We start from the raw sequence: 26,090 nt of genomic DNA, 5'->3' as shown, positions 1-26,090 counted from the left end.
TCAAATTGGGATTTGATAAAGGATAATGAGTAAAGAATAAAAATGGGTTTATCTTTTTAAACTGCCTTTAATCCTTGTTCCTTCCATCCTTAATCCTATCTTGCTCTTGATTCTTTTTAACAACAGCTGTAACAAACCTATGGGGGTGTTAGTCATATAGCTGCTTATTACATAATTACGCCCATGCCGGTAAAAACCTCTCTCAGAGAAAATATTTCGATAGCGTTACAGTCTATAGCCGGTAACAGGCTGCGTACATCGCTTACCGCGTTAATTATTGCTATTGGCATTATGGCCCTGGTAAGTATTTTAACTGCTATTGAGGGCATCAGGCAGTTTACTAATGATGCTTTTGCTGATCTGGGCGCCAACTCGTTCACTATTCAGAACCGAGGCGAAGGTTTGAATTTTGGAAATGGAGGCCACAATAAAGTATACCCATCCATTACTTATGACCAGGCCGACCGCTTTAAAAAAACATTTAAGCTACCTGTAATAGTTGCTGTTAATTTAGATGTTACCGGTATAGCGATAGCCAAATTTGGCAGCGAGAAAACAAATCAGAATATTTCTATTTCCGGATCGAACGAAAACTACCTGGCCACCAGCGGTAAAAAGCTATCCTTTGGCCGTAATTTTTCAACCTCCGAGCTGGAGCATGGATCAAACGTGGTGCTTATAGGCGATGAGATCAAACAAAAACTTTTTAAACATACCGATCCTGTTAACCAAAATGTTTTTATAGGCGGTAATAAATATAAAATAGTTGGGGTAATTGCTTCAAAAGGTTCAAGCTCATTTGGGGGAGATAAATTTTGCATCATTCCAATATTAAAGGCCAAACAGATAGATACCAATAAAAACGCATCATATACTATTACCATTAAAGTAAATGGCCCCGGAGCCCTGGATGCAACAATTGGTGAGGCTACATCATTATTCAGGAACGTGCGTAGCCTTAGTGTAGCTAATGAAACTAATTTCGAGATCTCGCGAAGCGATTCTGTTCAGCAGGAACTTTCAAGCCAGATAGCCGGTATTACAATTGGTGGGTTTACCATTAGTATTATTACACTAATAGGTGCTGCAATAGGGCTCATGAACATTATGCTGGTGTCTGTTACCGAGCGTACCCGCGAAATTGGAGTACGTAAAGCTGTTGGCGCCACGCAAGCGGTAATCCGTAAGCAATTTTTAATTGAAGCCATTGTGATCTGCCTCATGGGCGGAGCGGCAGGCATTATACTTGGTATGGCTGCAGGTAACGTAATTGCGGTTCAAATAAGCGGAACGTTTGCTATACCCTGGGGGTGGCTGGTATTTGCCGTAGTACTTTGTACTTTTATCGGACTGATATCGGGCTATTACCCGGCCAAAAAGGCCGCCAAACTCGACCCGGTTGAGGCTTTGCGTTATGAATAAAGCTGAAGGTATTTAATGCCGAGCGTTTTAAATCGGAAAATCTGTTCGCTGAAATACCTGAGGAAGAACAAAAGAAAGAATATCTTGACCGGATCGAAATACTGATGCTAAACAAATTTGCCATCATTCAGTGGTTGTTAAAGAATCGTGAGCAGAAAGTCGCAGAAGCTGTGGTGGCTAAAGTCATATGATACCAATGGCCAACAACTATTCAACAACGATTAGGATAAATGCTGAAACTGCCAGAGTCTGGACAGCAATAACAGATCCTGGGCTCATGTCACAATGGATGGGCGACGTTGAAATGGCCATACAGGTTCGAACAAGCTGGCAACTCAATTCTCCGATTTTAATCAGTGGGTTTCATCATACTCAATTTGAAATTAAAGGCATGGTATTGAAGTTCCAGGAAACCAAAGTTTTAAGTTACACGCACCTCAGTTCACTGTCCATGCTTGCTGACGAGCCCCAAAATTATACCAAACTGGAATTCATATTAAACACGGAAAAGGATCATACGGTATTAACAGTAAACCTTGAAAATTTCCCAACAGTAATCATTAAAAATCATTTAGAATTTTATTGGCGCGGAACCTTACCGGTGATTAAGCAATTGGCAGAAAACCTGGGGTAAAGTAACCATTATTTAAAGCTGCTCAAGCGTGGAGAATATCGGAGTGAAACCGATGACCTCTTGCATGCAGGAGACGCAATCCTGCGCCCTACAATAGGAATTTCATCCAAATCAAATATCCAACCCATAGCAGGATGTTGGAATAAACACCCGCCAGCACATCATCCATCATAACACCGGTGCCACTTGGGAGGGCTTCCATCTTACGGATCCCCAACGGTTTTACAATATCAAAAAAACGAAACAGCACAAGTCCCGCCAATAAAAAGTAAAGGTTTTGCGGGATGAATAGCATTGTAATAAGCATACCGGCAACTTCATCTATTACCACGCGCGAGCTGTCTTCGCCCCAGTCGGGTTCAACTTTATTGCTTACATAAACACCCCACAGGGTTATAACGATGGTGATTGCCAGCAAATAAAAAGGGTTTTGAAGCGCTGCACACCGCCATAGCAACCAGATTGCTCCGCAGGTAACTATGGCCGCGTAAGTGCCGCCACCCTTTAAAAAACCTATGCCGAATATGGAGGCTATTATTTTATTAAATTTCATTTTGTCATTAGTCGATAGTGCAGCTTTAAATTTATACATCGGGTTTAACCCCTACCTCTCCTTTTCCCAAATGTCATTGAGTTAAGAGAGTTTTCACGCAAAGACGCGAAGACGCAAAATGATTAGCTTATTTTTGTTACGCCCTGGCGCGAAATTAAAATTTTACAACCCTGTTCCTTTTAGCTGCAAACCGGCTTGTGCAAATTGCCAATTCAAAACCGTTCACTACCTACTGCTTATCTAAAACATCTTCCGCGGCCTCAGCTACTTCCGGTTCAATGGTATGGCGTTTGGGATAGTTAAACAACAATGAGGTTAATACCGGGATAATGAATATGGCAACGGTAAATACCGAAGTCGCGATATCGGCGTTTTCGCCCTCCATCATTTTAGAGAAGGGTGCTTCCGGGTAAAAATGGATGTATAACGACGACGACAATTTTAAGCCAAGTACACCTATTACAATAAAAGCAACGGTTTCCAGGAAAGTAAATTTTTCCATCAGCTTAACAAAGGCTTGTGCCACAAAACGCATGGCCAGGATGCCAATAAATACACCGATATAGATTAATGCCACATGATCGGTAAAAGCTACCGCTGCAAAAACGTTATCGATAGAAAAAGCAAGATCCATAAGCTCAACCAAAGCAACCGTAGCCCAAAACACGCCAAACACGCCAACTGTTGATTTATACAGCCAGTTTTTGTTTTTATCTACCTCTTCTTCTTCGCCACCAGCATTTGCCGCTTGTATTTTGCCTTTAAAATAATCAAAGCTGAGGTATAGCAGGTACAGGCCGCCAATAGGTTTTAACCACCATATTTTCACCAGCCATGCAGCTAAAAACAGGCACACACCACGCAATACATACGCGCCAATGATACCATACCTTAGCGCTTTTTTACGCTGATCTTTTGGCAGATCAAGTACCATGGTGGCCAGTACAGCGGCATTATCAACCGAGAGCAGGCTCTCAATAAGTATTAAGTTTAAAATTACGAGCAAGCCCGCTTTAATGTCGGGGCCTAAAATTGTGTGTAAAAAATCCATATTTAAACAGGTAATGTATTTTTGTTAATGTTAAATAAACTAAATTAAATCGGTATTCAGCATACTTTTTAAAATATTGGCCTGAACATCAATATTGGTAATATCGTCAAGAAAACTAATGTCCGAGATCTTTTTATAATTATCGGCAAGCAAATTCTTTATCTCGGGTGGCATGTATACCTTCATAGCTGCAGCATTACCTTCCAGCTTGTCATTCTTGTTCTTAAGCTCATAAACCAGTTGTTCTTTTTTAGAAAGATTGGTCGACATATCGATGTTAGCGATTTTGGCCACATCAAAAAACACAAACAGGCTATCTGATGGGGAATATAAAAAATGCCGGTCGGCATCAATAAACTTGTACACCTCAATAACCTGGCTGCCCGATTTTAAACCGCAATAAAATTCAGTTTTAAAATCATATTTACACAATACGCCCATCAGCTTGCGCTGTATGGTAGCATACTCGTCTTTATAAACATCCTTAATATCGTAAGCTGTTACCTCCTCAACCAGGTCGTTACTGACGGTGTAAAAAAAATCGGCAGCAAACCTGGAGCTAAATGAGTTGATATTTTTTGAAAACGGGTTTTCTGTTGAATCGTCAGACAGTACCTGGAACAACTTGCGTAGGGAAAGATTGATTTTTAAGGCCTGCCTTTGCTTTTCCAGGTTGAAATTAGCCTGCGTATATGTAGGGTCGTTCAGCCTTTCAATCATTTCTTTATTGATCTGGATCTCATCAAACAGCAGGCTGATATTACCCTCGTTGTTCTTCTTGATCTTGCGGAGCAGGTCGATCAAACTTTGGGTAAATTGCAGGTGAAACAGGTCGAGCTTGTTGATATCCAGTTCGGGGTTGCTCTCAAACAGTTTATGGATCACCTGGCTGCGCAGGTAAATTTTATAAATAATATCGTCGCCAAAATACACAGAAAGCAATTGCAGCTTACTGAGCATTCTGTTGCTTTGATTTAGAATATTTAACCGATGTTCATCCATGTACTAAGTACAAAACTACGAAAAAAGAAGCCTCGCCCAAACCTTCTGCCAATTGGCAGAGGAGCCTTAAAGCAAAATCGCCTGTGGGTACAGGCGATGAGGTTTAAAATCCTTATTAATATTAATCACGTCACTGCTTCGTGCCTCGTGACGTGGTTTTTGTATGTGGGTGCCTAAGCGTTAGTCACATGCTTCTTCAACTCTGTTTCCAGCGTTTGCAGCTCGGTGTTAAGTACCTTCCGATTAGCTGTACCTTCATCATGGATGCGTTTTACCTCGGTAAGGGTTTCTATCAGGGATGCAGTGGTACGTTTCAAGGTATCTAATGATACAACCGTTTTCTCGTTCTCGCGGGCTACGTCAATGCTGTTTTGTTTAAGCAGCTCGGCATTTTTTTGCAGGATGGTGTTAGTTGTATCCGAGATCTTTTTCTGCATCTCTACGTTTTCCTTTTGCCTGTTGAGGGCAACGGCAATAGTGAGCTGATTTTTCCAAACCGGGATGGTAGTTGATACGATAGATTGTGCTTTTTCGGCAATGGTGGTATTATTGCTTTGCACTATACGGATTTGTGCCAGTGATTGCATCATGATAAAGCGCACCACTTTCAAATCGGCCAGGCGTTTATCAAGGCGGTTCACAAAATCGCGCAGATCGGCAATTTCGTAATCATTATAGGCCGATGGGTTGGCATCCATTTGTGCCAGCTGCTCGTTCAGCTCGTTGTACTTTAACTGGCCCGATATAATAAGTTCCTCCATCTGGTGAATGTAGGTTACATTGCTATCAAACATGGTTTGCAGCGAGCTGTTATCCTTCAATGAATTAACGCGGCCGGCCTTGATCTTATTGGTGATTTTATCGATGTTGTTGATAACGGTATCGTACTTCTGGAAAAGCTTTTTGGTATCAAATACTAGTTTTTTAACAAAAGGGATATGCGATATAAAGGAGGTGAACGCGTTTTGGTTCAGCTCATCAACGTCGATGTAGTTTAGCTCGGTAAGCAGATCGTTGATCAGCAGACCAACCTCACCGGAGTTATAGGTACGTACCGAGGTTAAAAAGTTGTTGCTGTATTTCTCCATCGAAGCCTGCACATCAGTACCGTAATTCAGGATGGAGTTAACATCTTTCGGGTCGAGTGCTTTAGCCACCTCGCTGTATTTTTGCACTTCGGTAGACGAAATATTGCTCAGGTCTACATTCCCCTCTTTATCCAGCAGCTTTGCCGGGGTGGTAGTGCCCGGGGTAGGAGTAATGTCCAGGTTTACCGGGGTTATATTTATTGGGTTGTTATTGGGTGTGCCTTCCATTTTGTTAAGTTTTTGATGGTGAGTTGTGAGTGGTCAGCGGTGAGGTGTAAGTAGTGATTTGATTTACATTTCGCAAAACTCACCACTCACTATTCACCACTCACTATAAATAGTTCTGTGTTACTGTTTTAACGGTTTCTTCCAGCTTGCGGTCGCGTGTTGGTTCGCCTATGGCGTTAAATTTCCATTCAGCGTTCTTTTTGTAAAATACGCCCAATACCATAGCCACGTGGCCTGCAAAATCCTTACTGTTGGCAATGTCATAAGTAGCAAATACTTCGCTGACGCGGGTTGGTGTACCTTCGTAAATGCGGATAGATGCGAATGGTATCGACGCAAAATCCTGCCCGCGGAAACTGTTCAGCATAAAAGCCACATAAGTTACTGAGGCAGGAAGACCCGAAAGATCAACCGTGATCACTTCATTATCCAAACCATCATTACCGTTTAAATCGCCGGTGAGGTCATCGCCGCTATGTTTTACCGAACCGTCTTTTGATTTTAAGTTGCCGAAATAGATCACATCTACCAGGCGTTTGCTTTCATCAAACAATGCACAGCTGGCATCCAGGTCCACGGCCTCTTTAGTTGCACCAAAACCGAACATGCCTTTCTTTTCGATAGCGCCCCAGTTGATGCCTATACAAACACTTTGTAATTTACTGCCGTTACTTTTTTCGAGACTGATGCGTTGTCCCTTTTGAAGATTGATTGCCATAATTTTATTGGTATTTGGTTAAGTAATCCTGTAAGCCGCCTTTCATGCCAACACCAACAGCTTCAAATTTCCAGTTGTTATCTTTTTTGTAGATCCGGCCAAATTCAACGGCGGTTTCTATCGAGAAATCCTCTTCCAGCTCGTATTTTAAAATTTCGGTATTGGTGGCTGCGTCAAAAATCCGGATAAAGGAATTGCGAACCTGGCCAAAGTTTTGTTTGCGTGCCTCGGCCTCGTGGATGGTTACCACAATGCAGATTTCAAATACTTTAGCATCTGCTTTTGACAGATCTACCTTGATTTGCTCATCATCGCCATCGCCGGCGCCGGTAAGGTTATCGCCGGTATGTTCAACTGACCCATCAGGCGATGCCAGGTTATTGTAAAATACAAAATATTCATCGGCCACCAATCTTTTGTTATCGCCCAAAATAAATACCGAAGCATCTAAATCAAATGCGCTGCCTGTTGATGAAGTATTGGTATCCCAGCCCAGCCCTATGGTAAATTTAGGGGCATTTATAGCTTCGCGCTGGCCTTTTTGCAAATTAATTGCCATGTTTAATTAAATTTTTGTTGTTTATAAATAGGTTGCCGGTAATAAAGTTAAGGTTTTTGGCGTAGGCGTCAATAGTATGGTAGCCATTGCCCAAAGCCATATCATACAGCAAGTTTACAAAATCCGTAGATTGGTTTTGTATAAAAATGCTGAAACAATCAGAATTATAATTCAGGATATATTTTACTATCCTGGTATTGATGCAAAAGTTACCGCTTTGGATAATAGGCTCCAGATCGAAAATGGTTTTTACCTGGTGATAGTTCAAAAAGTTTTCGATATTGGGATGAATGTTTTTGTTTACCAGTTCGGCAAAGTAAAGCATATAGATATCATTACTTAAGCCGTTGGCATCAACCATTTTCATGATCATACGCTCGTGGCTGCCGGTGATCTTGATATCGTCCAGAAATATCAGCGTTTTGTTGGTCAAAAAATCCTTATCGATATGGAACGAATCGTTACCGATGAGGTTTATCCTTTGCTCGGCATCCAGCTCACCATAATCCTCTTTGTAAGTAATAGTGCGGTGCACCCTGGTTTCCTGTACTACAGGGTAGCCATGTTGCGCCAGCCAGCGGTTAAGCCTGTACACAAACCAGGTTTTCATAGCAAAAGTAGCTGTTGGGATAAACGAGTACGGACTTGATATCACTACAATTTGTTGTGATATAGGCTTTATGCTCAGGCTTTGCTGTATAAATCCATTTGCCAAAGCGGTGCCAAAATCGCGGGCTACAGCTTCATCGCCAAATTTAAAACGGCTGTAGCTATCCGGGCAAAACCCAAATTGCGTGGCGTTATCAATATGATGTAATGACCAGGTTGCGTTCATTAACTTATTAAGCTTAAAATGGATTGGTTGTTTGAGTTGATAAGCAAACTTTTTATGCCTGCCGCGTTGGCGCCTTCAATATCAGCCTTAGGGTTATCGCCTATGTGGATGATGCTGTTTAAATTGATATTTTTATTAATCTGTTTTATATGCTGCAACATTAAATCAAACAAAGCCGGGTTTGGTTTCGACATCCCTGCCTCATCAGAATACAGCTGAAAATCAAAGTATTCGTTCATCTTTAATTCCGCCAGTATTTTTCTCAATGTTACTCCTTTAATAAAGCCGGTATTACTTAATAAACTAAAGGTACTGCCGCTTTGTTGTTTTAGATGCTGCAACGTTGGAATTGTTACAGATGAGTATACCACAGGCATATAGTAAAACAGCAGCTTCTCCATATCCTGGTACAGTTTAGCGGCGTCGATATCCGCAAGACTTAACTGGTTATCATTAATAAGGCTGATTACCATGAGGTGCATTTCATCAGCATCAATGTTTTTGCCCGTATTTTCGTTCACGGCATTGCACATCAAATCTACCTGCCTGAAAGCTTTTGCAACCTCATCGATACTTTTACCCGTCGGGTTAAAATCCCGGTGAAAGATCTTGGTCCGCTCGATCTTGAAATAGGGATTAGATTTGATGAGTGTAAGCCAGAGATCGAAGGAGTAATGTTGGTAGGGCATAGGTTAGTCGTTAGTCGAAAGTCTTAAATCGAAAGCCGCAATTTAGCATTTCCTTTTAAAACTTTCGACTAACGACTCCATACTTAGTACTGTTTCAACAGCTCTAAAAAATTATCGGTAGCAAACGGTTCGCCAATTGCGCGGAATTTCCAGGTGCCATCTTTGCGGTAAACCTCGGCAAATTTCATTGAACACATGCCGTTATAGGTAGCGTCGCCGGATAGGCTAAATTTAGCTATCTCTTTGCCGCTATTATCTACCGCGCGGATAAACGCATTATCAACCATGCCAAAGTGCTGGCTGTTCCTTTGACCCTGGTATATGGCTACAATGAACAGGATACGGTCGAACTTTGGGTCAAGTGAATCAAGTTTTACAATGATCTGCTCATCGTCGCCATCGCCGGCGCCGGTACGGTTATCGCCGGTAAGCCAGATATGGTTTGATGGATGCCTCATGGAATTGAAGTAGACCACATCGCCTTCATATAAGCTTACTTTATTGCCATTGGGTTTTTGCCAGGTGCGGCCCCTATCAGCTACCTTTCCATTCTTATCTAACAGGAAAGCTATAGCATCAAGGTCATATTCCACCTCCTCGCCGCCACCGCCAAATAGTTTGCCTAAAAAGCCGCCGCCATTGTGGTTTTGCCTTACATCCCAACCTAAACCAATGGTTACCGAAGACAGATCGAAGCTTTCGCCTTTATCATTTTTACGAAGATCAATAGTTTGACCTTTTACCAGATTTATTGCCATTGTATTGCTTATTTAATAATCTGTCCTTTAAAATATTTACTTAAAAAGAAGGCCAGGTCTTCTTTATAGCCCACGCCCGATGCTTCAAATTTCCAGGCCCCGCTGCGGCGATACAGCCTGCCAAATTCGATAGCTGTTTCGATTGAGAAATCCTCGCCTAACTCGTATTTGCAAACTTCGCTGCCGGTTTGTTCATCAATAATACGGATGTAAGAATCGCGCACCTGGCCAAAGTTTTGCCTGCGGGCCTGCGCCTCGTGGATGGTTACCACAAATAATATTTCCTGGATCTTGGCATCTACCTTAGTCAGGTCGATATTCATGGATTCATCATCGCCACCATCGCTGTTACCGCCCGATGGATCATCGCCGGTATGGTGAACCGCGGTATCGGGAGAGTCGACATTATTATAAAAAACGAAGAACTCATCCTGGGGTACAAAACGGTTGGCATCTATCATAATTGCCGATACATCCAGGTCGAAATCGTAACCTGTGCCTTCGTTGGGGTTCCAGCCCAAACCAACTGTCATTTTTGACAATCCGATATCTATTTTTTGTCCTTTTTGAAGATTAATAGCCATTGTTATTATGTTTATATAAAGACATGCAAACCCTAATAATGTTACGAAAATGCATGTGTATTTTGCCTCAGTTGAGGCCCGAAATATTAGACTAAGATATATGTTTTTTGATTTCCAAATATGAATAAAAAATGAAGAGAGAGAACCTGGCGTTTGCCTTAAATATCAGGGAGTTTCGCGACAGGACGCCATTGAATTCGGGTAATAGCTACCTCCTGATAATGATAGCCGCTTTCTGTTGTAGGGTCTTTCCGCGAAAAAAATCTTAACTTGATTTCCGATAAACCTGCAAACAATCATGGCAAAATTACCACCCAAATCAAACACTGAACAGGTAACAGAATACATCCAAAAACTGGAGGCGCCGGTTGCCGAAATTGTGAAAACGATCCGGCAGATTGTTTTGAGCACCCACCCGGAAATTGGCGAGGAAATAAAATGGAATGCGCCAAGTTTTTTGTATACCGGTGAGATGAAACCCTTCAATCCAAAGGAATATAAAAGATACATTATTGTGATGAACCTGCATAAACGCATCCTGCTGGTTTTCCCGGGAGGGGCAAAGGTTAATGATAAAAGCGGATTATTAGAGGGCGATTACGCCGATGGCCGGAGGTTGGTGTATATAAAGGATATGGATGATTTGAAAAGCAAGGAAGCCCGGATCAGGAAAGTGATACTGGATTGGCTGGCCCTGGTGGAAAAGTAGCATGTTGTGGTTTACTTCTTCGCCTTCTTTTCTCTTTTTTTCGGCGATGTCATTTTGGTAATGGTTTTTCCCTCAACAATGTCTTTAGGGTTTTTGATTTTTGCCAGTGAGTTTTCCCAGGCTTGCTCAACCAGGGCGGTGATATAATCGCGCGGAAAGTCGTCTAAACTTTTTACAAATATATACCTGTATTGGCTACCGTTGCCTAACAGAAGCTTTTGCGGATCGGCAAGTTCTGATCCCCAGTAAAAGCCAAAGTGTACGCCTTCGTTGATGCGATATACCGCTATGGAACAAAAAGTATGCCCCAGCTTTTCTGTAGGCGACCAGCCGAAAGCCAAAGCATTATAATTATCGTAAATAAGCTCATTGGCTTGCGGGTATAAATCCCACACAAATTCGCGCAGCCACAATACCTTTCCCCTTACCTCCGGCGAAAATTCATAAAGGAATCTGAGCAGATCGGATACTTCTTCTTTTGACATGGTTGGGTTAATATATTAAAAAATGTATTAATACTAACATCAGGCTTTGATCTTTTGCCTATGGTTTAATCCCCATTGTACTAATGTTTCTGTAACGGGTAAAACACTCAGGCCATAATCGGTAATGGAATAATTTACGGTGATAGGCCGTGTATCCATTACCGTTCGGGAAATAAGCAGGTTCAATTCCAGGTCCTGCAATTCTTTAGATAGCATTTTGGCCGAAATCCCTTCAACTTCGCGTTGTAGCTTTTTAAATGTATTTTTCTCGGCCGAGCGGTTATTCAGGTGGCGCATGATCCTTAGTTTCCATTTCCCGCCCAATATTTCGAGGCTGTCTTTAATGGCAGCTAACTCCTGGTCGCAGCTTGCTTCCTGGATAGTTCCGTTTAAGTTGATAGTGGCCATAATAATTGATAGTTAACTAAAGGTAACCGGTTACCTTTAGTTAACTCATAACAAAAATAAACTATCCCGTTTTAATTTTGGCATCAGGTTAATTAAATAAAAATGAAAAAACTTAATTATTACGTGCTCGATGTATTTACAGATCAGAGATATAAAGGCAATCAACTATCGATAGTTTATAGCGACGACGAACTTGAACTAAGCGAGTACCATGCTATTTCAAGAGAATTTGGCTATTCCGAAACTTCTTTTGTAAGCTATTCAACAACAGAAAATGCATTAAAGGTACGCTCTTTCACCCCTGCAGAATTTGAAGTAATTGGCGCCGGGCATAACCTGTTAGGCGCGGTATGCCTGGCTTTAATAAAGGGCTGGGATATTTTTAAACACCAGGACGGGCCGCCATCGGTAATTATAAAGGATACAAGGATCCCGCTCCGGGTGACCGAAGATGCTGGTCTCCCGTACGTTGCGATGAAACAACAACCGGCTAAAGTAATCAGAACAGTACCTGCTGATGTGGTTGCTAAAGCCGTGGGGCTAAAATCCGAAGATTTAAATTTAAACGGCTGGGAAATTAACGTAGTTGAAACAGAAGTTGCGCATTTAATGGTGCCGGTAAAAGATCTGGAGACATTACAAAACGCGGTACCCAATAAAGCGCTTTTAAAGCAGGCTTCTGAAAAATATGGTTTTGAAGGTTACTACCTGTTTACCACCAATAACCCGGATGCCGGATATGTTGCCGAAACAAGGTTTTTTAACCCCGGTATCGGGATTGATGAGGATCCGGCAACAGGTACAGCAGCCGGACCTTTGGCCGGTTACCTGGAAAAGTTAGGGTATATTAAGCAGGAGCAGGATTACCGGATTTTGCAGGGTAGGGCGGTTAAGCACCCTTCATCAATTCATGTTAAAGTTTCGGAGGATGGTATTTGGGTAAGCGGATCTTCTGTTATCGTTATGGAAGGAATTATATACCTGTAAAAAATGGATCAGGCGGCTAAATAAGTATTATTGTTTTTCATAATAATCCACCGGTGCATCGGCGGCGCTCCCAATAGCACCGCCCAGGCTAAACTTGTTTCCGATAAATCCTATATATTTTGCCTCGCTGCTATAATCACTATCAAAAATGATGCGGTTTAGCTCGGTCCCGTTTACCTTTTCTTTAAACAGTTTGTATGTCCCGCTTTTCCGTAGCGCGTGTTTAAGATAATATTTGTAATTGGTGGCCGAAAAGTTGTAAACGGTGCCGTTACCTGGTTTATATGCACTGCTATCAGTTGGTGGGGCACAATAACACGTTGTGCCGCGGTACTCCCAGTTGCCGGTGAGGTTTAAGTTGTTGGCAGTGTTATCTTTTTTACAGCTAAATAAAAGGGCGAGTATGCCTATCAATAATAATTTTTTCATTGATACTCAGGTTTGTTAATAGAGTTACGCACATGGTAATGAAAATGCTACACTAAATTTTGCTCAATAGCTATTAAATATGTATTATCGTAGCAACAACCTTTTACAATTTATAATGAAATATATTAATTCCCTAAACCGGATCTTCTTTTTTTTATTAACTGTTTTTGTTTTACAAAGCTGCGCGCCACCCGCTCCGGGGATCTATAAAAATGATAAGATAAGCTCAGGAGATCAAAGCCGTTTCCATGATTTGAATAATAAGTTATTTAATGCACTTAAAACAAACGATGAAGCACAGCTGGAGTTTATCATGTCGCAGGATTTTATTGCCGGCACTGGCAGAAAACGGCAGGTGGAACTGGCGAGTAACCGCTTTAAAGAGGGTACTTACACCCTGCTTGATGAGTACTATATAGTAAACCATTACATTCATGGCGATACCATTAACGCTAATTTAAAGGGTAACGCCAATTATAAATTGTACTGCCCCGGTGGTGTTAAAGAAATGTACATTGCCTGTTTTGTGCCTAAGAATATCCCCAATCAATACATGATAACGGCAATTTATTGCAAGTACGATTATGGCTGGAAACTTAACCAGCTTGATGAAAGCGCTTATGCCAAAAATGGCCTAAACACGCCACAGCTTTATGAGGCTGCCAAAGCAAGTTATGCCAAAGGTTACCTGGTTAATGCGCTTAACACCGCTGCATCGGCCATTGACTGTACCCGGCCATGCACTATATGGAAATATGATGCGGAAACCGAAATAAGCGGGTTTTACAACACAGTTTTAAACGAAGTATCGGGCAGGTACCGCATCCCATTAGCTATAAAGGATGCGCCCACACATCTGGAAATAATAAGGATATTTAACCAGCCCACCCCCGAGGGCGATTTCCCGATGATATATTATCTTACCAATATCAAACTAAAGGATACTACGGCCATTAAAAAAGAAAACGAAGTGATAAGAAAGGTGATTGACAAAACCATACCCGGGCTTGACCAGGAGAATAAGTGTGTTTTGTATGCCGCCTTTAACGAGTGGCCAACGGGCATTAAAACCGTAGAGCATTTTGATATGAAGCAAAAGCTGAGATAAGCTAAATGCAGAAGGCATAAAGCCGAAAACCAGGCCGGAATATGGATGAATAGTTGCCAGGAATAAGATGCAAATCCGCATCCCTGCTATCATTAATCGCTGTGCTCGTTCTTCATACCTTTCAACAATTCGTAAATGGCCATGGCATGGCCGTGGCCCAGTTCAAAATCTTCTTTAAGCCATTTTACAATATCGCCTGCTTTTACATCGGCCTTTAGTATACCATTTTGAGTGAAGCCTTTTTCTTCGGCAAGGATCCTGAAATCAGCGGGACCATTGCCGGTTTTTGTTTTAATAGTATTTAAATATCCCTGGAATGACATAATAGCTTTTATCGGTTTATTAACCTAAATATATATAATTGTAAGCATTGTGCATAGCAATCCCGAGGGAAATTGCCTTTAAAAAGGAGGCACCTACGGAGCCAAAGAATAAAATATTTTTTCACTATAAACACATAACTCCGCTGGAGTTGGAAATGGTTGGTATATCATTGACTCCGTGGGAGTCACGTGTTTATAGCGCAAGAAAGCCCCAAAGCCTGGCTCCGTAGGCGCCTCCCGTTTTTTTAATTTAAAAAGCGATTTCCTGTAGCAATTCTCCATTATCATATTTTATCGAGGCTGTTTTTGTAGGCTTTAATACATTTTAAAGCGGCATATCTGCCGGTTTCTACCATTTCTTCGGCTTTATAAAAATCATAGGTGCTGCAATATTCATGCGATATATTGATCAGGATATTTGGCGAATATTTTTCAAGAGCAAGCCGGGTGGTATGGTAGGTCATTAAATTTAAGGTTTTATTGATCACGTTAAAATACCCCAGCTTTTCGGTGTGGTCAGATGGCTTCACGGTGTAAAGATAGCTGTAAAAATCCCTGATCTTTTGCCGGTAAATGGAATGTTTTACTTCCATCGCATTTTGGGATACCACCGGTTTGTCAACAGGTATCATCGCATTTACATTAACGGCCACCAGTATATCGCCGGCACTTCTTTTAACATGCTCAATAGGCAGGTTATTAATAATGCCGCCATCAACAAGTAAACCATCGGCATGCTTTACAGGGGTAAATACCGTTGGTATGGCAATAGACGCCCTGATAGCATCGTATATGCTCCCTTCGGTAAAAACCACTTCTTTTTTATTAATAATATCGGCCGCCACAGCTGCATATGGTATGGTAAGGTCTTCAATATTGGCGTCATTGATGAACGCTTTAATGGTATTAAATAGCTTATCGCCCTTAACCATGCCCTGTGCGCTGAAGCTAAAATCAATAAGGCCAAATACTTTTAGCTTATCAAGGGTAAAAAGCCAGTTTTTAAAGGCATCCATTTGCCCTAAGGCATACACACCGCCAACAACAGCCCCCATTGATGTACCGGCAACCGAGGTAATGTTAAACCCCTGCCTCACTAATTCTTCAATTACACCAATGTGAGCTATGCCCCTGGCGCCGCCACCCGATAGTACTAAAGATACGTTTTGTTTCATTTAATAATAATAAAGGTTTTATTGATAGCCGTGATATTAACCTGCCTGGTAAAAGTAACAAATAAGAGACTACAATGAAGCAGAAGTAATATCTAAAGGATTTAAGGCTACTGCCGATGGGTTTATAAAATAAGTAGCATTAAACTATCATCAATTATCCAGCCATGTTGGTGCATGGTACACCGGATGATATTATTGCCGATAGTGAAATTATTTATTGACAGCGACATTTTTTAAGATCCCAGTCGCAAACAAAACAGCAGAAAATGAAAAATTGACATACCGGCTGAATTTCTTTCACCCCGGATGCTGTCGTTTTTTCCATTGGGTACAAACCCCGGCAGTTTTAGCCCTGTTTGGCATTCTACTTGATACAATTAAGTGGATAGTTATCCAGGTTTAATGTTTATTTATTTTAAATCAATTTAAGGAGAAAAGGCAATGACACTGGTTAAATTTAACAGAAACCAACCAGGTAACGCCGCAATGCCAGGCATTAGTGACGTTTTTGAATCCATTTTTAACGACACCTTTTTTAATGATCGTATGATAGCCCGGGTTCCGGCTGTAAACATCAGCGAATCTGATGAAAGTTATCATATCGAACTGGGTGCGCCAGGCTTGAAAAAGCAGGATTTTAAAATCAATGTTGATCGTAATATGTTGCACATTTCGGTTGAGCAGCAAACCGAAAATACCAATAGCGGGCGCGTATATAATAAACGCGAGTTCAGCTATAGCTCTTTCGTGCGCTCATTTACTTTGCCCGAACTGGCCGATTACAACCGGATAGATGCAACCTATGAAGATGGTGTGCTTAAAATTGACGTGGCTAAAAAAGAAGAAGCTAAAACCCAAAGCCGCCAAATAGAGCTAAAATAATCCATTCAATGTTAATAAAAAAGGTCGCCAAAWGGCGACCTTTTTTATTGGCGTAGGTACTGTAATTCTGCAGATTAAAGGATACAAGTCATCCGCTCGCCTGCTACGTATAGGGCTCCGCCGAAAGCAATAACCGCACAAGGTAATAGCTTAAAAAAATTATTATCAACTAAGGAAGAATAACACCGTTTATTTTAGTTTTGAGTATTACAGATTGAATTACGATGGCTAAAAAGAAAAAAGGGAAGGTTATTGCATTAAAACCTGTGCAGCAAAGTGCAGAAAATTATATAAGGAACAATGCACGCTTGTTGCCAATTGTAGAATGCATTATAAATGAAGATTGGGAAAGTGCAGGAATCTGCAATATTGTTGTTGCACGTAAACATAAAAACGGCAATATAACGGCAGGATTATATTTAGTGGATATGTTTTGCCTTGGCCTTAAAGATACATTTTACGAATTTAATCTTCTTCCGGCTGATTATGAACTGCTAAAACGCAAGATGCCTGATTGGGAAGCGTGTGAATATTCACTTGCGCACAATATTATTTATGGCGGTATTGCTTTTGCCGAAGAATATGGATTTAAACCCCATAAGGATTTTGAAATTGCCCGCTTTATTTTGGAAGAGGATACCGACGATGTGGAATTTATAGAATTGGATTTTGGTATAGATGGTATACCCAATTACGTACCGGGTCCCAATGATAGCCCGCATAAAATACAAGCCGTTATCAGCACGCTTACCAAAACTGCAGGTGCAGGTAATTTTAAAATAGCAGATCTGGATGAAGATTTTGATGATATAGATGACGACTGGGAAGATGACGAGGATGAAGAAGATGATGTGGATGAAGAAGATGTTGAGTCGGTTGTATTGGAAGCTGTACTGCAGGTTTTTGAGAAAATTAGCATAGCTTATGATGATAAGCTGAGGACACCCAGGGCAAAGGAGTCGCTCGAAGAGCCCTTTATTGGTTTAGGTTACCGGTTGAGCGATGACGGGGCCGAAACAGCATATGTAAAATTTGATACCCCGGAGGAGGAAAAGGAATATTACCGCTTGTTGGATATAGCATTGGGCGACCATAACTTTGAATTAGCAATAAAAGGATTACGGAAGGCAATTGTTAAATATGCTGATGCAGCACCATTTTACTCACTGTTACAATCGGCGCTTAGTTACAATAACCAGTATAAAGAAAGCGATAAGGTAGCTATACAAATGTATTTTAGGTTTCCTGATTATTTACCCGCCAAGGTGTGTTATGCAAATTTGCTCATTGATGCAGGCACGCCCGAGGGTGTCCTGGAGGTATTTGATGGTACAATAGATCTTAATTATTTATACCGCGACCGCAAAGTATTCCACATTACCGAGGCTGCAAACTATTACGCCTGTATGTGCCGTTATTTTACCGCAGTTGATAATATTGATAGCGCCGATATGTATATGAATGCCATCATAAAAAACAACCTTATTAGCGTTCAGCCAATGGTAAAGTTGGCATTAACGGAGCTTTGCCACGCAAAAATGGAAAAGTTAGGGGTATTGGAAGGGTAAAGGCTTTTAAGTTCTGTTGCACCTTTAAAATTTACGCAAAGGAACCGTGCATCAAAAGAAGAGCCCGGAAAAAACGGGGATGACGCTTTGGGTTTAGGACACAACAACAACAATGTCATACGAGCGCAGCGCGGCAATCGCGAACTGTGCAAATCCGCTCTGTACAGTATGCGATTGCTTCGTGCCTCGCAATGACATAGATTATATTAAAAAATAGCACTGAAAATCAACAACTTGCAAGAACGTCGTTATAAGAAACGAAACAATCCCCAAAATACATGTCGGATTTGCAAAACTACCTGTAAGGCGGGGATTGCTTCGTACCTCGCAATGACGGTGGGTATGTGCTTCATTAGAAGTCTAAAAATATTTAATAAATCATTTTTAGACAGCCTCTAAGCAAAGCCTTAGGCTTTCTCTGTTTTTGATCGCTGGTTTATACCGGCCCGGGCAATTTGGGTAAGCAGGCTATCACAGTTTTTTTCTTCCTGCAGGGTTGAATCCAGCAGTTCCGCAGCTTCGTTGTAACCCAGTACGCTGGCCAGTGTTTTTAACGTTCCGTATGTGGCAATTTCGTAATGCTCAATTTTTTGAGCGGCAGAGATGAGGCCGGCATCACGGGTACTGCTGTGTTTTTCAGTTTCGGCAATAATTTCTTCGCTCTCCTTCAGTAAACCGGCCATAGCTTCGCATTTTACGCCAACTGCTTTTTCGCCCAGCGATGCAAAGGCATCTTCCAGGCGGGTAACCTGGCGTTCCGTTTCACTCAGGTGGTTTTCTATTGCAGCACGTAGCTTATCTGAGGTTGCCGCTTTTGCCATTTTTGGCAAGGCTTTGGTCAGGTGTTTTTCGGCCCAATAAATGTCTTTTAACTCATCCAAAAATAATTCATTTAATGCAGAATCATGTACATCGGTTGTTTGTTCGGGTGCCCTTGTTTTTGTAGTTGCCATGATAAATGTGTTTTTAAGGTATGATGAAAGAATACAAAGCTAATGCCAGTTTTACCTGTTTATCAACAATATTAATTACTGAGAGGCTGTATAAAAATGATTTATTAAATGTTTTTAGACTTCTAATGAAGCATATATCCACGCGTCATTGCGGTACGAAGCAATCCCCACCTTACAGAGTAGCTTTGTAAATCCGATCTGCATATAGTTGGGGATTGCTTCGTGCCTTATAATGACGCGTTTATAAGTTATTGATTATCAGTATATGTTTTAAATAACCTATAATATGAATTGTAAAATTTCGTGAAACTGAAATGATGTTTCAGCATAGCGGCGAGCCGACTCACCCCGACATCGCTGCGCTTGTCACCCCTCTCTCCGCTTCGCGCATAGAGGGGATTTGAAAAATTAATAAAAATGTTTTAAACCCTCTTTCCAACGAAGTTGAAGAGAGGGTCGGCCAGCGAAGCGTAGCCGGGGTGAGTCGTTGCCAGCATGCAAAGCCGATTGCTTGGTTTAAACCAACGTCATCCCCATTTTTTCCAGGATTATCCTGGTGGTTACCCGTGTGACGGTCTGTTTTTTTATTTTTAGACAGCCTCTGGGGAACAGAGGGGTGGTTTTCTATCAAAAGCAACAAGTAGTGTAATGTTAAAACTTAAAGTTGTATGGAAAACAGTATAGCACATAGCCGCACATATAACGTGCTAAGAAAATAGGGTTAATGGCAATTGTGACAACACCAACGTGACCCCAAAGGTACAGATGTCGAACTCTTTTATAGATGACTGCAGGAAGATCGTAGCTTTGAAAAGGAAGTAAATAATGTTACTTTTCAGATCTATTTACTTCCATATCCTGAAAAGGATAAGGGCATAGCACCCTAATACAATAGCCATCAGCAGAAAAGATTCAAACTGTGTTTCGGGAAATCTAGGTGATTGGGCCACAAACGCTCCGGTTAATAACAAGATAACTATTCCACTTCCCAATGTTAATATAACTTTTTGGGGCTTATTGGCACGTTGAGAAACAGCTACCTTCAATTCATTTTTACCATTTTGTATTTGTTCGAGAGAAAAGTCCAAATGCTTTGACAATATTTTTAATGTATACATCCTTGGTAATACCTCTCCATTTTCTATCCGCTGTACAGATCGCAGGCTAATACCTGTCCGTTTTGAAAGTTCTTGTTGAGTATAACCTTTGGATATACGACCACCTTTAACCAATTGCGCGATTTCTTCTTTTACCAGATGCATGCTTTGTAATAGTGAAATTACGTTTACGACATTCTTACGCCAAACACAAATGACGTTAAATTTCTACTTTTTAAGGTAATACATTTGCCACGACAGTAAATTTAATAGCAATACTTTATTTATTTTAACATGGAAAAACATTCTAACATAAATGCACTCGTTAAAAGTATTTTATTCTGGACGGTATTTCTAATCCTGCTTGCAGCCAGCGGGCTATTAGCTTCTTTTTTTTCCGCTAAATTATCCCGGTTATTATATGGCTCTTTCGGAACCGTTGGAGCCTTTATCGCGACCTGGATATTTATAAAATTCGAAAAAATATCATTTAAAAGTATCGGACTTATTTGGGAGGCCGGCACTTTTTTAAGGTTTATTAAAGGGCTTTTTATCGGTGCGCTAATATTTACGTTGATGGTGTTTGCCTTAATTAGTTTTACCAGCCTTCATATTCAAATAAATGGCAAAGGAACTAGCAACGCAACATTCCTCGGTTGCCTTACACTTCTTCCGTTAGCGTTAATGGAAGAAGTTGGCTTTAGGGCTTATCCTTTTTTAAAACTGAATAAGCTATTTGGTTTACGTGCAACTCAACTTGCCACAGCGCTTGCTTTTGCTGGTTACCATGTATTAAATGGTTGGAGTGTATACACATCATTTACTGGGCCGTTTGTTTGGGCCTTTGTATTTGGTTTGTCAGCAATATGGTCTCGTGGTATCTCTATGCCAATAGGGATACATGTCGCACTAAACATAGGTCAATTACTTATTGGCATAAGTGGCAACGCAAACTCAGTTTGGAAAGTAGGTTATGTAGAAGTTGCTTCTAAAGCCGACCTTGCCAGAACTGAGCATATAGGTTTAGCACTACAGATAATTGTTTTAATAGGTGCTGTTGGGTGGACGGAGGTTTTTATAAGGAAAAACAAAAGCCTTTCTACATTAAAGTAAAAAGGCTTCAGTGCCCGAAGAGAGACTCGAACTCTCCGGCGCTGGTTATCGGCTCTTCTGCTATATTTTTTGAACCTCAATTTAATTCATCACGGCAGTACAACTATTTTTCCACCTGCGGTATTACTTTCCATCAGCATGTGTGCTGCAATAATTTCATCAAGTGTAAACGTACGGCCGATGCTCAGTTTTATGAGCCCGGTCTCAATATCCCGGATAAATTGTTGAAAATGTTGTCTGCCGACCCTAATTTGACCGCTATCATAAACGGTGAGATTGACGGTAGCGGGAATATATTCCATCGGCGCGAAATCGGCAATAGACCACTGTTCGGATAACATACCGGTCATGCAAACGGTGCCTCCCTGCGCAGCGCACGCAAGTGAATCTTTCAATGTGGAAGTACCAACCAGTTCCAGCACTTTATTTACACCTGTTGGAAAGAGCTGTTTTAGCTTAACAGCTAAACTTCCATCGTCGATCAGGACATGATCGGCGCCGTTCTGCAACAGGAGTTGTTCCTTTTGATGATTCCTGGTAGTAGCAATAACCCTGAGCCCGCTTATTTTAGCAAGCTGTGTGGCCAGCATTCCGATAGAAGAAGTGCCGCCCCTGATGAGCAGGGTTTCATCTTTTTGGATCTTCAGCGCAAGATGGAGCGAACCATACACTGTTTGAAACATTTCGGGTATAGCTCCAAGCTGTTCCCACGATAACCGACTCTCAAAAGGATAAAGAATAGACCTGGGCAGTACCGCATACTCCGCATAGCTGCCGTCAAAATCCCGGCCCATGCCTCCCATAAAGGCGGCTACCTTTTGCCCTGTCTTCAATTCTCTGCCGGGATCGGTTTCAACTTCGCCCACGCATTCAATACCAAGTACCCTCGGAAAGATCACTCCCGGTGACAGGCCCTTGCGGGTCATCAGTTCTGACCTGTTCAACCCGAACGCTTTTATTTTAACCAATACCTCGCCGTCTCCCGGATTGGGCAATGGCCTTTCCCGGATAACAAAATTTTCGGGACCGCCCGCACTTAATAATACTGCTGCTTTCATATGCTACTACCAGGGTGTTGTTTAAAATATGGTCTCAATAAATCAGCCTCTTTCAATCAGGTCGCCGGTACTGCGCCAATTTGCTGCAATAAGTCAAGAAGATCCGGCTGACCAAATTCTTCAATTATCTGGCTGCCCGAAAAACGGTAAAAATTGATAGCTCCTACTTCAATTAATTTCCCGGTGGCTGGTACACCAAAAAAAGTGCCCCGATGTGTTCCGCGCATTGTATAACGAGCCGCCACCTGGTCGTTTTCGGCTATCATGTCGTCCAGTGTCCATTGGATATCCGGGAAGCCTGAGCGCATCATATGTATAATCTCTAAGTAGCCTGCGGAGCCGCGCATGGGGTTGGGGCGTCCCGGTACGTAAAATACGGTATCCGGGGAAATCAGTTCATCTGCCAATGCTTCATTGGCGGTATTGATGAACTCCACAAAACGGTGCATAATGGCTTTATTATTTTCGGTTACCATGTTGGTTATATGTTTTAATTGAACTATCTGTTAAATCAGGACAAAGGTGACCATTCCGGGCCTGGCCAACCAATAAACAACTTTAAGAAATACCCTTAAGATAGTTTAAGGGTTAGCCTTTATGGGCAAGGCTTTTGCGGATTGTGCTTAGAAATTCAGGAGTAATGCCCAGGTAAGAGGCTATTTGTGTATTGGGCAGACGGTTACTGAGGTTGGGATACTGCTTTAGGAAAAACCCGTACCGTTCTTCAGCTGTCGAGCTTATGTTTTGAAGTACCCTGTTTTGCAACTCAATGTATTTTTTTTCTATAATGATCCGAAAATTGCGGTCGAATTTGTGATGGTTGATATACAAATTTAAAAGATCATCATGCTTAATCTGCAACACAATAGTTGGTTCGATAGCTTCTATGTACAGCTGACTTGGCTTTTCAGAATAGAAGCTACTCAAATCAATAATCCAGTCATTTTCTGCCGAAAACTCAATATTATGCTCTTTACCGTTTTTGTCTGCAGCATACATTTTCAGGCAGCCGGAAACAACGAATGTAAAGTGACTGCACACATCGCCCTGCTGCAAAATGAATTGACGACGTTTAACCTTACGTTCGGTGAAGCGCGACATCAATTCATCACATTCCTTACTATTAAGCGGAAAGTAGTTGCTAAAATATTTTATCAAACTTGCTATTGATGCATCTTTAGTGGCTAACATTCATGAAAGATAAGTACAATAGCATAAAATTTTATCAAAATATAACATGTTTATGTGTCATAGCGGGCAAAGGTAAGCGGCATGTGCACCAGGGGTAAAAACCAGGCAACAATGAGCGGTGATTATCGCGCCAGCTATCAGGGTTGGGTAAGTGCCGATGGCCACCTTTTATGAATTACGCTTGCATCATAGTTGTTAACAAAAAGGTAACATAGGATGCTGTATCACATCTGTTTATGCCGTCGTAACAAGTATAAATATCACACAACAATGAAAAACAAATACCATCTGCTGTTATTCGGCCTGCTCACCGGGATGACACTGTTTTTATCCTGCACTAAAAAAAGCGATGTGCGAAACGAGCTAAAAATTGATGATAAAAATTTAACCTCCTGCAAATCCGGTGCCGGTTGCGAATATCTGTTTACGGAACAAGCGGACTTAAATGCCGACAACAGTTTTAAGCCAGGCCCTTATCGTTTATTCTGGTTTAAAGAGCAATCTCCCGGTTTCTCAACTTCTATCTATATAAAAACTCCTATGCAGGGAAACAGCTTTGAGCTGACCAAGGCAGACCTGTTGGCCGGCCGGGTACTTTTCAACCAGTCGTGCCCGGCTTGTAACCTGGTCCTTTTTAAACCGGCAGACGGTTATGTAAAAGGGGTAAACACTACGCCGGAAAAGCGGGCAGACCAGGCACGATGGCTGCTTGAAGGTAAAGTGATATTACAAGGCGTGTCGGATCCATCTATCAGGGATACGGTTTTTGTAAAGCAATACTTCAGTCCTAATTTTGTCTTTGATTAACTGTCCTTTTCGGGAGTAGGGATTGCTTCGCACCTCGACGGTAGGAGAGGACCGAAACAAATTCCCCCAAAACAAAAAAGCCACCTGCTTAGCAGATAGCTCCTGTAATATATGATGGACTTTTGCAAAAGTCTGGTACTTACATGCCAATTGTATTGCTGCTCATACCGGCAGTAAAAATGGCTTTGTTTTCAACTAAGTGGCTTACCGCAAAGCTGTTGCTTATAACGTTCGACTGGATTGCCCTGTTAAGGTTTAATTCTTCGGTAGCGCCTTTTAATTCGGCTATTGCATGATCTTTTACGGTTACGGTAGTACTAAAAGCATCTAAGTTTAAGCTGGCTACGGCATTATTGTGCAAATCGACGTTAAATTCAATTTTTGATAGTTTACCGAATGATTTTACGGAGGAGTTATCAAATACCGAAACGGAACGCAGGTTGGCAGCGCTTACCCAAACTACCAGCTTTTCGTTGGTGTATGAGGCAATGCTTAGTACGCCATTTTTGGTTTGAACCAAGGCGCGTTCGGCGTAGTATTTATTATAAACTTTTACCTGGTCTTGAGTTGCATCAGAGATGTATAGCTCCACATTGCCGTGAACTTCTATTTTATTGATGGTGCTGATATCATTTAATACGGTGAAGGCATCAATTGTTAATGAGTTGGCATAGGTTGATTTTGTTAATCCTAACACAACAATAAACATTGTGATTACGGATAAAATTTTGGTTTTCATTGTTTTATTTTTTAATTGTGAGTTAATTAATTGTATTGCTTATCTATGAATACAACCAAAAAACGGGGCCAATTTTAACCCGATATTGTCGCCCTGTGGGGTTATATACTGGTGTCCTGTTTTCCACTGCAAAGGTGTGGTTTCTTCGGGTTAAATTATTCATCTTAGTGTAATTATTACACTAAGTTTTTTTGATGCGTTTTTTAGCAGGCGGTATGATGTTAATATATCTTGATTTAAATTAATATAACTCGATATAGCTTGACTTTAAGGATTTATTTAATTGCTTAACCGGAATATTTACCATTAATTTTATTTTACGACTGTGTAAAATGGCACGATGTCGGCAATGGTTTTTCGTCTGTTAGTGATGCTTTTACCATTCGTAAGGCCCGGCGCAGTATGCATAAAGCCCGGCCTGGGCGGTAGCGGGAATATGCCTGATTAAGTTTCATTTTATTAGGGTTTTAGGTATAAAAGTGTCAATTTGTAAAAACGATAAGTTGTTGATAGCCAGTATAAATGGTGTTCCATGCTGTGTTTTGACAAAATGTAAAGTATTGATAATCAACGCCAAGGCGTTCCAGGGCGTTCGGGGCGTACCAGGCGTTCCGGTGGAACGGTTTTGGGGAGATCCTGGCTCGTTACTTTATTTAGCCGAAGCGAAAGATCTTGATTTTTGAGATTAAATGCGGATATTCGGATAGATACGATTAAAATAGCATGACTATGAATAGCGGGTATAAACTTAACCTGGAATGGATTCCCCTGGCCTATAGAAGCACGGGCGATACAAAAGGAAAGGATGATAAGATCCACGTTCGGGCAAATGCCAGGCAGGAGGCAGAGCCTGCCAAAACAGGAGTAAAGGGGATCTATAAGCGGGGTGCAAAAAAGCTTAATCACTAATACTGTAGTAAAGGCCGGGTGATTAGAA

The 26,090-nt window shown here is 41.4% G+C and carries 33 protein-coding genes; 11 read left to right on the top strand and 22 right to left on the bottom strand.

The window, feature by feature from the left end; all coding sequences use genetic code 11:
• The first annotated feature begins 183 nt into the window (after nucleotides 1-183).
• Both AC1DO4_RS10485 and AC1DO4_RS10480 read left to right on the top strand, forming a co-directional pair.
• Entirely contained in the window at nucleotides 184-1,422 is a 1,239-nt protein-coding gene (locus AC1DO4_RS10485; protein WP_477415534.1) for an ABC transporter permease, read from the top strand.
• Nucleotides 1,423-1,618: 196 nt separating this feature from the next.
• On the top strand, nucleotides 1,619-2,056 hold the full coding sequence (locus AC1DO4_RS10480) for an SRPBCC family protein (protein ID WP_477415532.1): 438 nt from the start codon (nucleotides 1,619-1,621) through the stop codon (nucleotides 2,054-2,056).
• An 88-nt stretch (nucleotides 2,057-2,144) separates the two neighbouring features.
• Here the strand turns inward: AC1DO4_RS10480 and AC1DO4_RS10475 are convergent, their stop codons facing one another.
• From AC1DO4_RS10475 to AC1DO4_RS10430, 10 genes are all read right to left on the bottom strand, one after another.
• The gene (locus AC1DO4_RS10475; protein ID WP_477415530.1) at nucleotides 2,145-2,648 is read right to left on the bottom strand and encodes a phosphatidylglycerophosphatase A family protein; all 504 of its coding nucleotides are present in this window, start codon (nucleotides 2,646-2,648) and stop codon (nucleotides 2,145-2,147) included.
• Between the two features lie 190 nt (nucleotides 2,649-2,838).
• Nucleotides 2,839-3,660: a TerC family protein gene (locus AC1DO4_RS10470; protein WP_477415528.1), complete on the bottom strand. Its 822-nt coding sequence runs from the start codon at nucleotides 3,658-3,660 to the stop codon at nucleotides 2,839-2,841.
• A gap of 39 nt (nucleotides 3,661-3,699) precedes the next feature.
• Entirely contained in the window at nucleotides 3,700-4,620 is a 921-nt protein-coding gene (locus AC1DO4_RS10465) for a hypothetical protein (RefSeq protein WP_477415526.1), read from the bottom strand.
• A gap of 215 nt (nucleotides 4,621-4,835) precedes the next feature.
• Nucleotides 4,836-5,978: a toxic anion resistance protein gene (locus AC1DO4_RS10460; RefSeq protein ID WP_477415524.1), complete on the bottom strand. Its 1,143-nt coding sequence runs from the start codon at nucleotides 5,976-5,978 to the stop codon at nucleotides 4,836-4,838.
• Nucleotides 5,979-6,081: 103 nt separating this feature from the next.
• Complete coding sequence (locus tag AC1DO4_RS10455; protein ID WP_477401099.1) at nucleotides 6,082-6,696, bottom strand: TerD family protein; 615 nt, start codon at nucleotides 6,694-6,696, stop codon at nucleotides 6,082-6,084.
• 4 nt (nucleotides 6,697-6,700) lie between these two features.
• The gene (locus tag AC1DO4_RS10450) at nucleotides 6,701-7,255 is read right to left on the bottom strand and encodes a TerD family protein (RefSeq protein ID WP_477415522.1); all 555 of its coding nucleotides are present in this window, start codon (nucleotides 7,253-7,255) and stop codon (nucleotides 6,701-6,703) included.
• Complete coding sequence (locus AC1DO4_RS10445) at nucleotides 7,245-8,090, bottom strand: phosphoribosyltransferase family protein (RefSeq protein WP_477415520.1); 846 nt, start codon at nucleotides 8,088-8,090, stop codon at nucleotides 7,245-7,247. Before AC1DO4_RS10445 ends, AC1DO4_RS10450 begins: the two co-directional genes overlap by 11 nt.
• Nucleotides 8,090-8,779, bottom strand: coding sequence for an HAD family hydrolase (locus AC1DO4_RS10440; protein WP_477415518.1), 690 nt, complete (start codon nucleotides 8,777-8,779; stop codon nucleotides 8,090-8,092). The genes AC1DO4_RS10445 and AC1DO4_RS10440 overlap by 1 nt, the downstream gene beginning before the upstream one ends.
• An 83-nt stretch (nucleotides 8,780-8,862) precedes the next feature.
• Nucleotides 8,863-9,537 (bottom strand): TerD family protein, encoded by a 675-nt coding sequence (locus AC1DO4_RS10435; RefSeq protein ID WP_477415516.1) that lies wholly within the window; start codon nucleotides 9,535-9,537, stop codon nucleotides 8,863-8,865.
• An 8-nt stretch (nucleotides 9,538-9,545) separates the two neighbouring features.
• Nucleotides 9,546-10,121, bottom strand: a complete 576-nt coding sequence (locus AC1DO4_RS10430) for a TerD family protein (protein ID WP_477415514.1) — start codon at nucleotides 10,119-10,121, stop codon at nucleotides 9,546-9,548.
• A gap of 298 nt (nucleotides 10,122-10,419) precedes the next feature.
• Between AC1DO4_RS10430 and AC1DO4_RS10425 the strand changes: the two genes are divergently transcribed.
• Entirely contained in the window at nucleotides 10,420-10,830 is a 411-nt protein-coding gene (locus AC1DO4_RS10425; protein WP_477415511.1) for a DUF1801 domain-containing protein, read from the top strand.
• A gap of 11 nt (nucleotides 10,831-10,841) precedes the next feature.
• Here the strand turns inward: AC1DO4_RS10425 and AC1DO4_RS10420 are convergent, their stop codons facing one another.
• A complete protein-coding gene (locus tag AC1DO4_RS10420) occupies nucleotides 10,842-11,315 on the bottom strand; it encodes a hypothetical protein (protein WP_477415509.1) in 474 nt (157 codons plus the stop codon).
• A gap of 39 nt (nucleotides 11,316-11,354) precedes the next feature.
• Nucleotides 11,355-11,723 carry a winged helix-turn-helix transcriptional regulator gene (locus tag AC1DO4_RS10415; RefSeq protein ID WP_477415507.1) on the bottom strand — a complete coding sequence of 123 codons (369 nt, stop codon included), beginning with the start codon at nucleotides 11,721-11,723 and terminating at the stop codon, nucleotides 11,355-11,357.
• 102 nt (nucleotides 11,724-11,825) lie between these two features.
• Between AC1DO4_RS10415 and AC1DO4_RS10410 the strand changes: the two genes are divergently transcribed.
• Nucleotides 11,826-12,710: a PhzF family phenazine biosynthesis protein gene (locus AC1DO4_RS10410; protein ID WP_477415505.1), complete on the top strand. Its 885-nt coding sequence runs from the start codon at nucleotides 11,826-11,828 to the stop codon at nucleotides 12,708-12,710.
• A gap of 27 nt (nucleotides 12,711-12,737) precedes the next feature.
• Here the strand turns inward: AC1DO4_RS10410 and AC1DO4_RS10405 are convergent, their stop codons facing one another.
• Complete coding sequence (locus AC1DO4_RS10405; RefSeq protein WP_477415503.1) at nucleotides 12,738-13,139, bottom strand: hypothetical protein; 402 nt, start codon at nucleotides 13,137-13,139, stop codon at nucleotides 12,738-12,740.
• Nucleotides 13,140-13,254: 115 nt separating this feature from the next.
• Between AC1DO4_RS10405 and AC1DO4_RS10400 the strand changes: the two genes are divergently transcribed.
• Entirely contained in the window at nucleotides 13,255-14,247 is a 993-nt protein-coding gene (locus tag AC1DO4_RS10400; RefSeq protein WP_477415501.1) for a hypothetical protein, read from the top strand.
• A gap of 92 nt (nucleotides 14,248-14,339) precedes the next feature.
• Here AC1DO4_RS10400 and AC1DO4_RS10395 read toward each other — a convergent pair whose 3' ends face one another.
• Together AC1DO4_RS10395 and AC1DO4_RS10390 are read right to left on the bottom strand one after the other, a co-directional pair.
• On the bottom strand, nucleotides 14,340-14,570 hold the full coding sequence (locus AC1DO4_RS10395) for a DUF4287 domain-containing protein (RefSeq protein WP_477415499.1): 231 nt from the start codon (nucleotides 14,568-14,570) through the stop codon (nucleotides 14,340-14,342).
• Nucleotides 14,571-14,854: 284 nt separating this feature from the next.
• The gene (locus AC1DO4_RS10390; protein WP_477415496.1) at nucleotides 14,855-15,745 is read right to left on the bottom strand and encodes a patatin-like phospholipase family protein; all 891 of its coding nucleotides are present in this window, start codon (nucleotides 15,743-15,745) and stop codon (nucleotides 14,855-14,857) included.
• A 441-nt stretch (nucleotides 15,746-16,186) separates the two neighbouring features.
• Between AC1DO4_RS10390 and AC1DO4_RS10385 the strand changes: the two genes are divergently transcribed.
• Both AC1DO4_RS10385 and AC1DO4_RS10380 read left to right on the top strand, forming a co-directional pair.
• Nucleotides 16,187-16,627, top strand: coding sequence for an Hsp20/alpha crystallin family protein (locus AC1DO4_RS10385; protein ID WP_477415494.1), 441 nt, complete (start codon nucleotides 16,187-16,189; stop codon nucleotides 16,625-16,627).
• A 224-nt stretch (nucleotides 16,628-16,851) separates the two neighbouring features.
• Entirely contained in the window at nucleotides 16,852-18,195 is a 1,344-nt protein-coding gene (locus AC1DO4_RS10380; RefSeq protein WP_477415492.1) for a tetratricopeptide repeat protein, read from the top strand.
• A 407-nt stretch (nucleotides 18,196-18,602) separates the two neighbouring features.
• Here AC1DO4_RS10380 and AC1DO4_RS10375 read toward each other — a convergent pair whose 3' ends face one another.
• The gene (locus tag AC1DO4_RS10375) at nucleotides 18,603-19,148 is read right to left on the bottom strand and encodes a YciE/YciF ferroxidase family protein (RefSeq protein WP_477415490.1); all 546 of its coding nucleotides are present in this window, start codon (nucleotides 19,146-19,148) and stop codon (nucleotides 18,603-18,605) included.
• Between the two features lie 845 nt (nucleotides 19,149-19,993).
• Nucleotides 19,994-20,410 carry a helix-turn-helix domain-containing protein gene (locus AC1DO4_RS10370; RefSeq protein WP_477415488.1) on the bottom strand — a complete coding sequence of 139 codons (417 nt, stop codon included), beginning with the start codon at nucleotides 20,408-20,410 and terminating at the stop codon, nucleotides 19,994-19,996.
• Between the two features lie 129 nt (nucleotides 20,411-20,539).
• On the opposite strand from AC1DO4_RS10370, the gene AC1DO4_RS10365 reads away from it, so the two are divergent.
• Complete coding sequence (locus AC1DO4_RS10365; protein ID WP_477415486.1) at nucleotides 20,540-21,358, top strand: CPBP family intramembrane glutamic endopeptidase; 819 nt, start codon at nucleotides 20,540-20,542, stop codon at nucleotides 21,356-21,358.
• Nucleotides 21,359-21,447: 89 nt separating this feature from the next.
• On the opposite strand, the gene AC1DO4_RS10360 is transcribed toward AC1DO4_RS10365, so the two are convergent.
• From AC1DO4_RS10360 to AC1DO4_RS10350, 3 genes are all read right to left on the bottom strand, one after another.
• On the bottom strand, nucleotides 21,448-22,416 hold the full coding sequence (locus AC1DO4_RS10360; RefSeq protein ID WP_477415484.1) for a zinc-binding alcohol dehydrogenase family protein: 969 nt from the start codon (nucleotides 22,414-22,416) through the stop codon (nucleotides 21,448-21,450).
• A 56-nt stretch (nucleotides 22,417-22,472) separates the two neighbouring features.
• The gene (locus AC1DO4_RS10355) at nucleotides 22,473-22,892 is read right to left on the bottom strand and encodes an ester cyclase (RefSeq protein ID WP_477415482.1); all 420 of its coding nucleotides are present in this window, start codon (nucleotides 22,890-22,892) and stop codon (nucleotides 22,473-22,475) included.
• A 112-nt stretch (nucleotides 22,893-23,004) separates the two neighbouring features.
• On the bottom strand, nucleotides 23,005-23,607 hold the full coding sequence (locus tag AC1DO4_RS10350; protein WP_477415479.1) for a Crp/Fnr family transcriptional regulator: 603 nt from the start codon (nucleotides 23,605-23,607) through the stop codon (nucleotides 23,005-23,007).
• A 270-nt stretch (nucleotides 23,608-23,877) separates the two neighbouring features.
• Between AC1DO4_RS10350 and AC1DO4_RS10345 the strand changes: the two genes are divergently transcribed.
• Nucleotides 23,878-24,414: a hypothetical protein gene (locus AC1DO4_RS10345; RefSeq protein ID WP_477415477.1), complete on the top strand. Its 537-nt coding sequence runs from the start codon at nucleotides 23,878-23,880 to the stop codon at nucleotides 24,412-24,414.
• Nucleotides 24,415-24,553: 139 nt separating this feature from the next.
• Here AC1DO4_RS10345 and AC1DO4_RS10340 read toward each other — a convergent pair whose 3' ends face one another.
• Complete coding sequence (locus AC1DO4_RS10340; protein WP_477415475.1) at nucleotides 24,554-25,153, bottom strand: GIN domain-containing protein; 600 nt, start codon at nucleotides 25,151-25,153, stop codon at nucleotides 24,554-24,556.
• 317 nt (nucleotides 25,154-25,470) lie between these two features.
• The gene (locus AC1DO4_RS10335) at nucleotides 25,471-25,608 is read right to left on the bottom strand and encodes a hypothetical protein (protein WP_477415473.1); all 138 of its coding nucleotides are present in this window, start codon (nucleotides 25,606-25,608) and stop codon (nucleotides 25,471-25,473) included.
• A 105-nt stretch (nucleotides 25,609-25,713) separates the two neighbouring features.
• Here AC1DO4_RS10335 and AC1DO4_RS10330 point away from each other — a divergent pair, with 105 nt between their 5' ends.
• A complete protein-coding gene (locus AC1DO4_RS10330) occupies nucleotides 25,714-25,836 on the top strand; it encodes a hypothetical protein (RefSeq protein WP_477415471.1) in 123 nt (40 codons plus the stop codon).
• A gap of 46 nt (nucleotides 25,837-25,882) precedes the next feature.
• Nucleotides 25,883-26,062: a hypothetical protein gene (locus AC1DO4_RS10325; RefSeq protein WP_477415469.1), complete on the top strand. Its 180-nt coding sequence runs from the start codon at nucleotides 25,883-25,885 to the stop codon at nucleotides 26,060-26,062.
• Nucleotides 26,063-26,090 lie beyond the last annotated feature (28 nt).

Source organism: Mucilaginibacter sp. P5_A6, assembly GCF_056400585.1.
Note: the sequence above shows the minus strand (reverse complement) of the source record. Positions and strands in the feature narration are given on the sequence as shown.

Bases quoted from the DNA above. Each gene is read 5' to 3' on its own strand.
- AC1DO4_RS10420 (WP_477415509.1), bottom strand. From the start codon at position 11,315: ATGTCAAAAGAAGAAGTATCCGATCTGCTCAGATTCCTTTATGAATTT.
- AC1DO4_RS10470 (WP_477415528.1), bottom strand. From the start codon at position 3,660: ATGGATTTTTTACACACAATTTTAGGCCCCGACATTAAAGCGGGCTTG.
- AC1DO4_RS10340 (WP_477415475.1), bottom strand. From the start codon at position 25,153: ATGAAAACCAAAATTTTATCCGTAATCACAATGTTTATTGTTGTGTTA.
- AC1DO4_RS10465 (WP_477415526.1), bottom strand. From the start codon at position 4,620: ATGCTCAGTAAGCTGCAATTGCTTTCTGTGTATTTTGGCGACGATATT.
- AC1DO4_RS10440 (WP_477415518.1), bottom strand. From the start codon at position 8,779: ATGCCCTACCAACATTACTCCTTCGATCTCTGGCTTACACTCATCAAA.
- AC1DO4_RS10395 (WP_477415499.1), bottom strand. From the start codon at position 14,570: ATGTCATTCCAGGGATATTTAAATACTATTAAAACAAAAACCGGCAAT.
- AC1DO4_RS10335 (WP_477415473.1), bottom strand. From the start codon at position 25,608: ATGAAACTTAATCAGGCATATTCCCGCTACCGCCCAGGCCGGGCTTTA.
- AC1DO4_RS10385 (WP_477415494.1), top strand. From the start codon at position 16,187: ATGACACTGGTTAAATTTAACAGAAACCAACCAGGTAACGCCGCAATG.
- AC1DO4_RS10435 (WP_477415516.1), bottom strand. From the start codon at position 9,537: ATGGCAATAAATCTGGTAAAAGGTCAAACTATTGATCTTCGTAAAAAT.
- AC1DO4_RS10460 (WP_477415524.1), bottom strand. From the start codon at position 5,978: ATGGAAGGCACACCCAATAACAACCCAATAAATATAACCCCGGTAAAC.
- AC1DO4_RS10370 (WP_477415488.1), bottom strand. From the start codon at position 20,410: ATGCATCTGGTAAAAGAAGAAATCGCGCAATTGGTTAAAGGTGGTCGT.
- AC1DO4_RS10415 (WP_477415507.1), bottom strand. From the start codon at position 11,723: ATGGCCACTATCAACTTAAACGGAACTATCCAGGAAGCAAGCTGCGAC.
- AC1DO4_RS10450 (WP_477415522.1), bottom strand. From the start codon at position 7,255: ATGGCAATTAATTTGCAAAAAGGCCAGCGCGAAGCTATAAATGCCCCT.
- AC1DO4_RS10480 (WP_477415532.1), top strand. From the start codon at position 1,619: ATGGCCAACAACTATTCAACAACGATTAGGATAAATGCTGAAACTGCC.
- AC1DO4_RS10325 (WP_477415469.1), top strand. From the start codon at position 25,883: ATGAATAGCGGGTATAAACTTAACCTGGAATGGATTCCCCTGGCCTAT.
- AC1DO4_RS10355 (WP_477415482.1), bottom strand. From the start codon at position 22,892: ATGGTAACCGAAAATAATAAAGCCATTATGCACCGTTTTGTGGAGTTC.
- AC1DO4_RS10425 (WP_477415511.1), top strand. From the start codon at position 10,420: ATGGCAAAATTACCACCCAAATCAAACACTGAACAGGTAACAGAATAC.
- AC1DO4_RS10485 (WP_477415534.1), top strand. From the start codon at position 184: ATGCCGGTAAAAACCTCTCTCAGAGAAAATATTTCGATAGCGTTACAG.
- AC1DO4_RS10475 (WP_477415530.1), bottom strand. From the start codon at position 2,648: ATGTATAAATTTAAAGCTGCACTATCGACTAATGACAAAATGAAATTT.
- AC1DO4_RS10360 (WP_477415484.1), bottom strand. From the start codon at position 22,416: ATGAAAGCAGCAGTATTATTAAGTGCGGGCGGTCCCGAAAATTTTGTT.
- AC1DO4_RS10405 (WP_477415503.1), bottom strand. From the start codon at position 13,139: ATGAAAAAATTATTATTGATAGGCATACTCGCCCTTTTATTTAGCTGT.
- AC1DO4_RS10375 (WP_477415490.1), bottom strand. From the start codon at position 19,148: ATGGCAACTACAAAAACAAGGGCACCCGAACAAACAACCGATGTACAT.
- AC1DO4_RS10380 (WP_477415492.1), top strand. From the start codon at position 16,852: ATGGCTAAAAAGAAAAAAGGGAAGGTTATTGCATTAAAACCTGTGCAG.
- AC1DO4_RS10345 (WP_477415477.1), top strand. From the start codon at position 23,878: ATGAAAAACAAATACCATCTGCTGTTATTCGGCCTGCTCACCGGGATG.
- AC1DO4_RS10410 (WP_477415505.1), top strand. From the start codon at position 11,826: ATGAAAAAACTTAATTATTACGTGCTCGATGTATTTACAGATCAGAGA.
- AC1DO4_RS10365 (WP_477415486.1), top strand. From the start codon at position 20,540: ATGGAAAAACATTCTAACATAAATGCACTCGTTAAAAGTATTTTATTC.
- AC1DO4_RS10350 (WP_477415479.1), bottom strand. From the start codon at position 23,607: ATGTTAGCCACTAAAGATGCATCAATAGCAAGTTTGATAAAATATTTT.
- AC1DO4_RS10390 (WP_477415496.1), bottom strand. From the start codon at position 15,745: ATGAAACAAAACGTATCTTTAGTACTATCGGGTGGCGGCGCCAGGGGC.
- AC1DO4_RS10445 (WP_477415520.1), bottom strand. From the start codon at position 8,090: ATGAACGCAACCTGGTCATTACATCATATTGATAACGCCACGCAATTT.
- AC1DO4_RS10400 (WP_477415501.1), top strand. From the start codon at position 13,255: ATGAAATATATTAATTCCCTAAACCGGATCTTCTTTTTTTTATTAACT.
- AC1DO4_RS10430 (WP_477415514.1), bottom strand. From the start codon at position 10,121: ATGGCTATTAATCTTCAAAAAGGACAAAAAATAGATATCGGATTGTCA.
- AC1DO4_RS10455 (WP_477401099.1), bottom strand. From the start codon at position 6,696: ATGGCAATCAATCTTCAAAAGGGACAACGCATCAGTCTCGAAAAAAGT.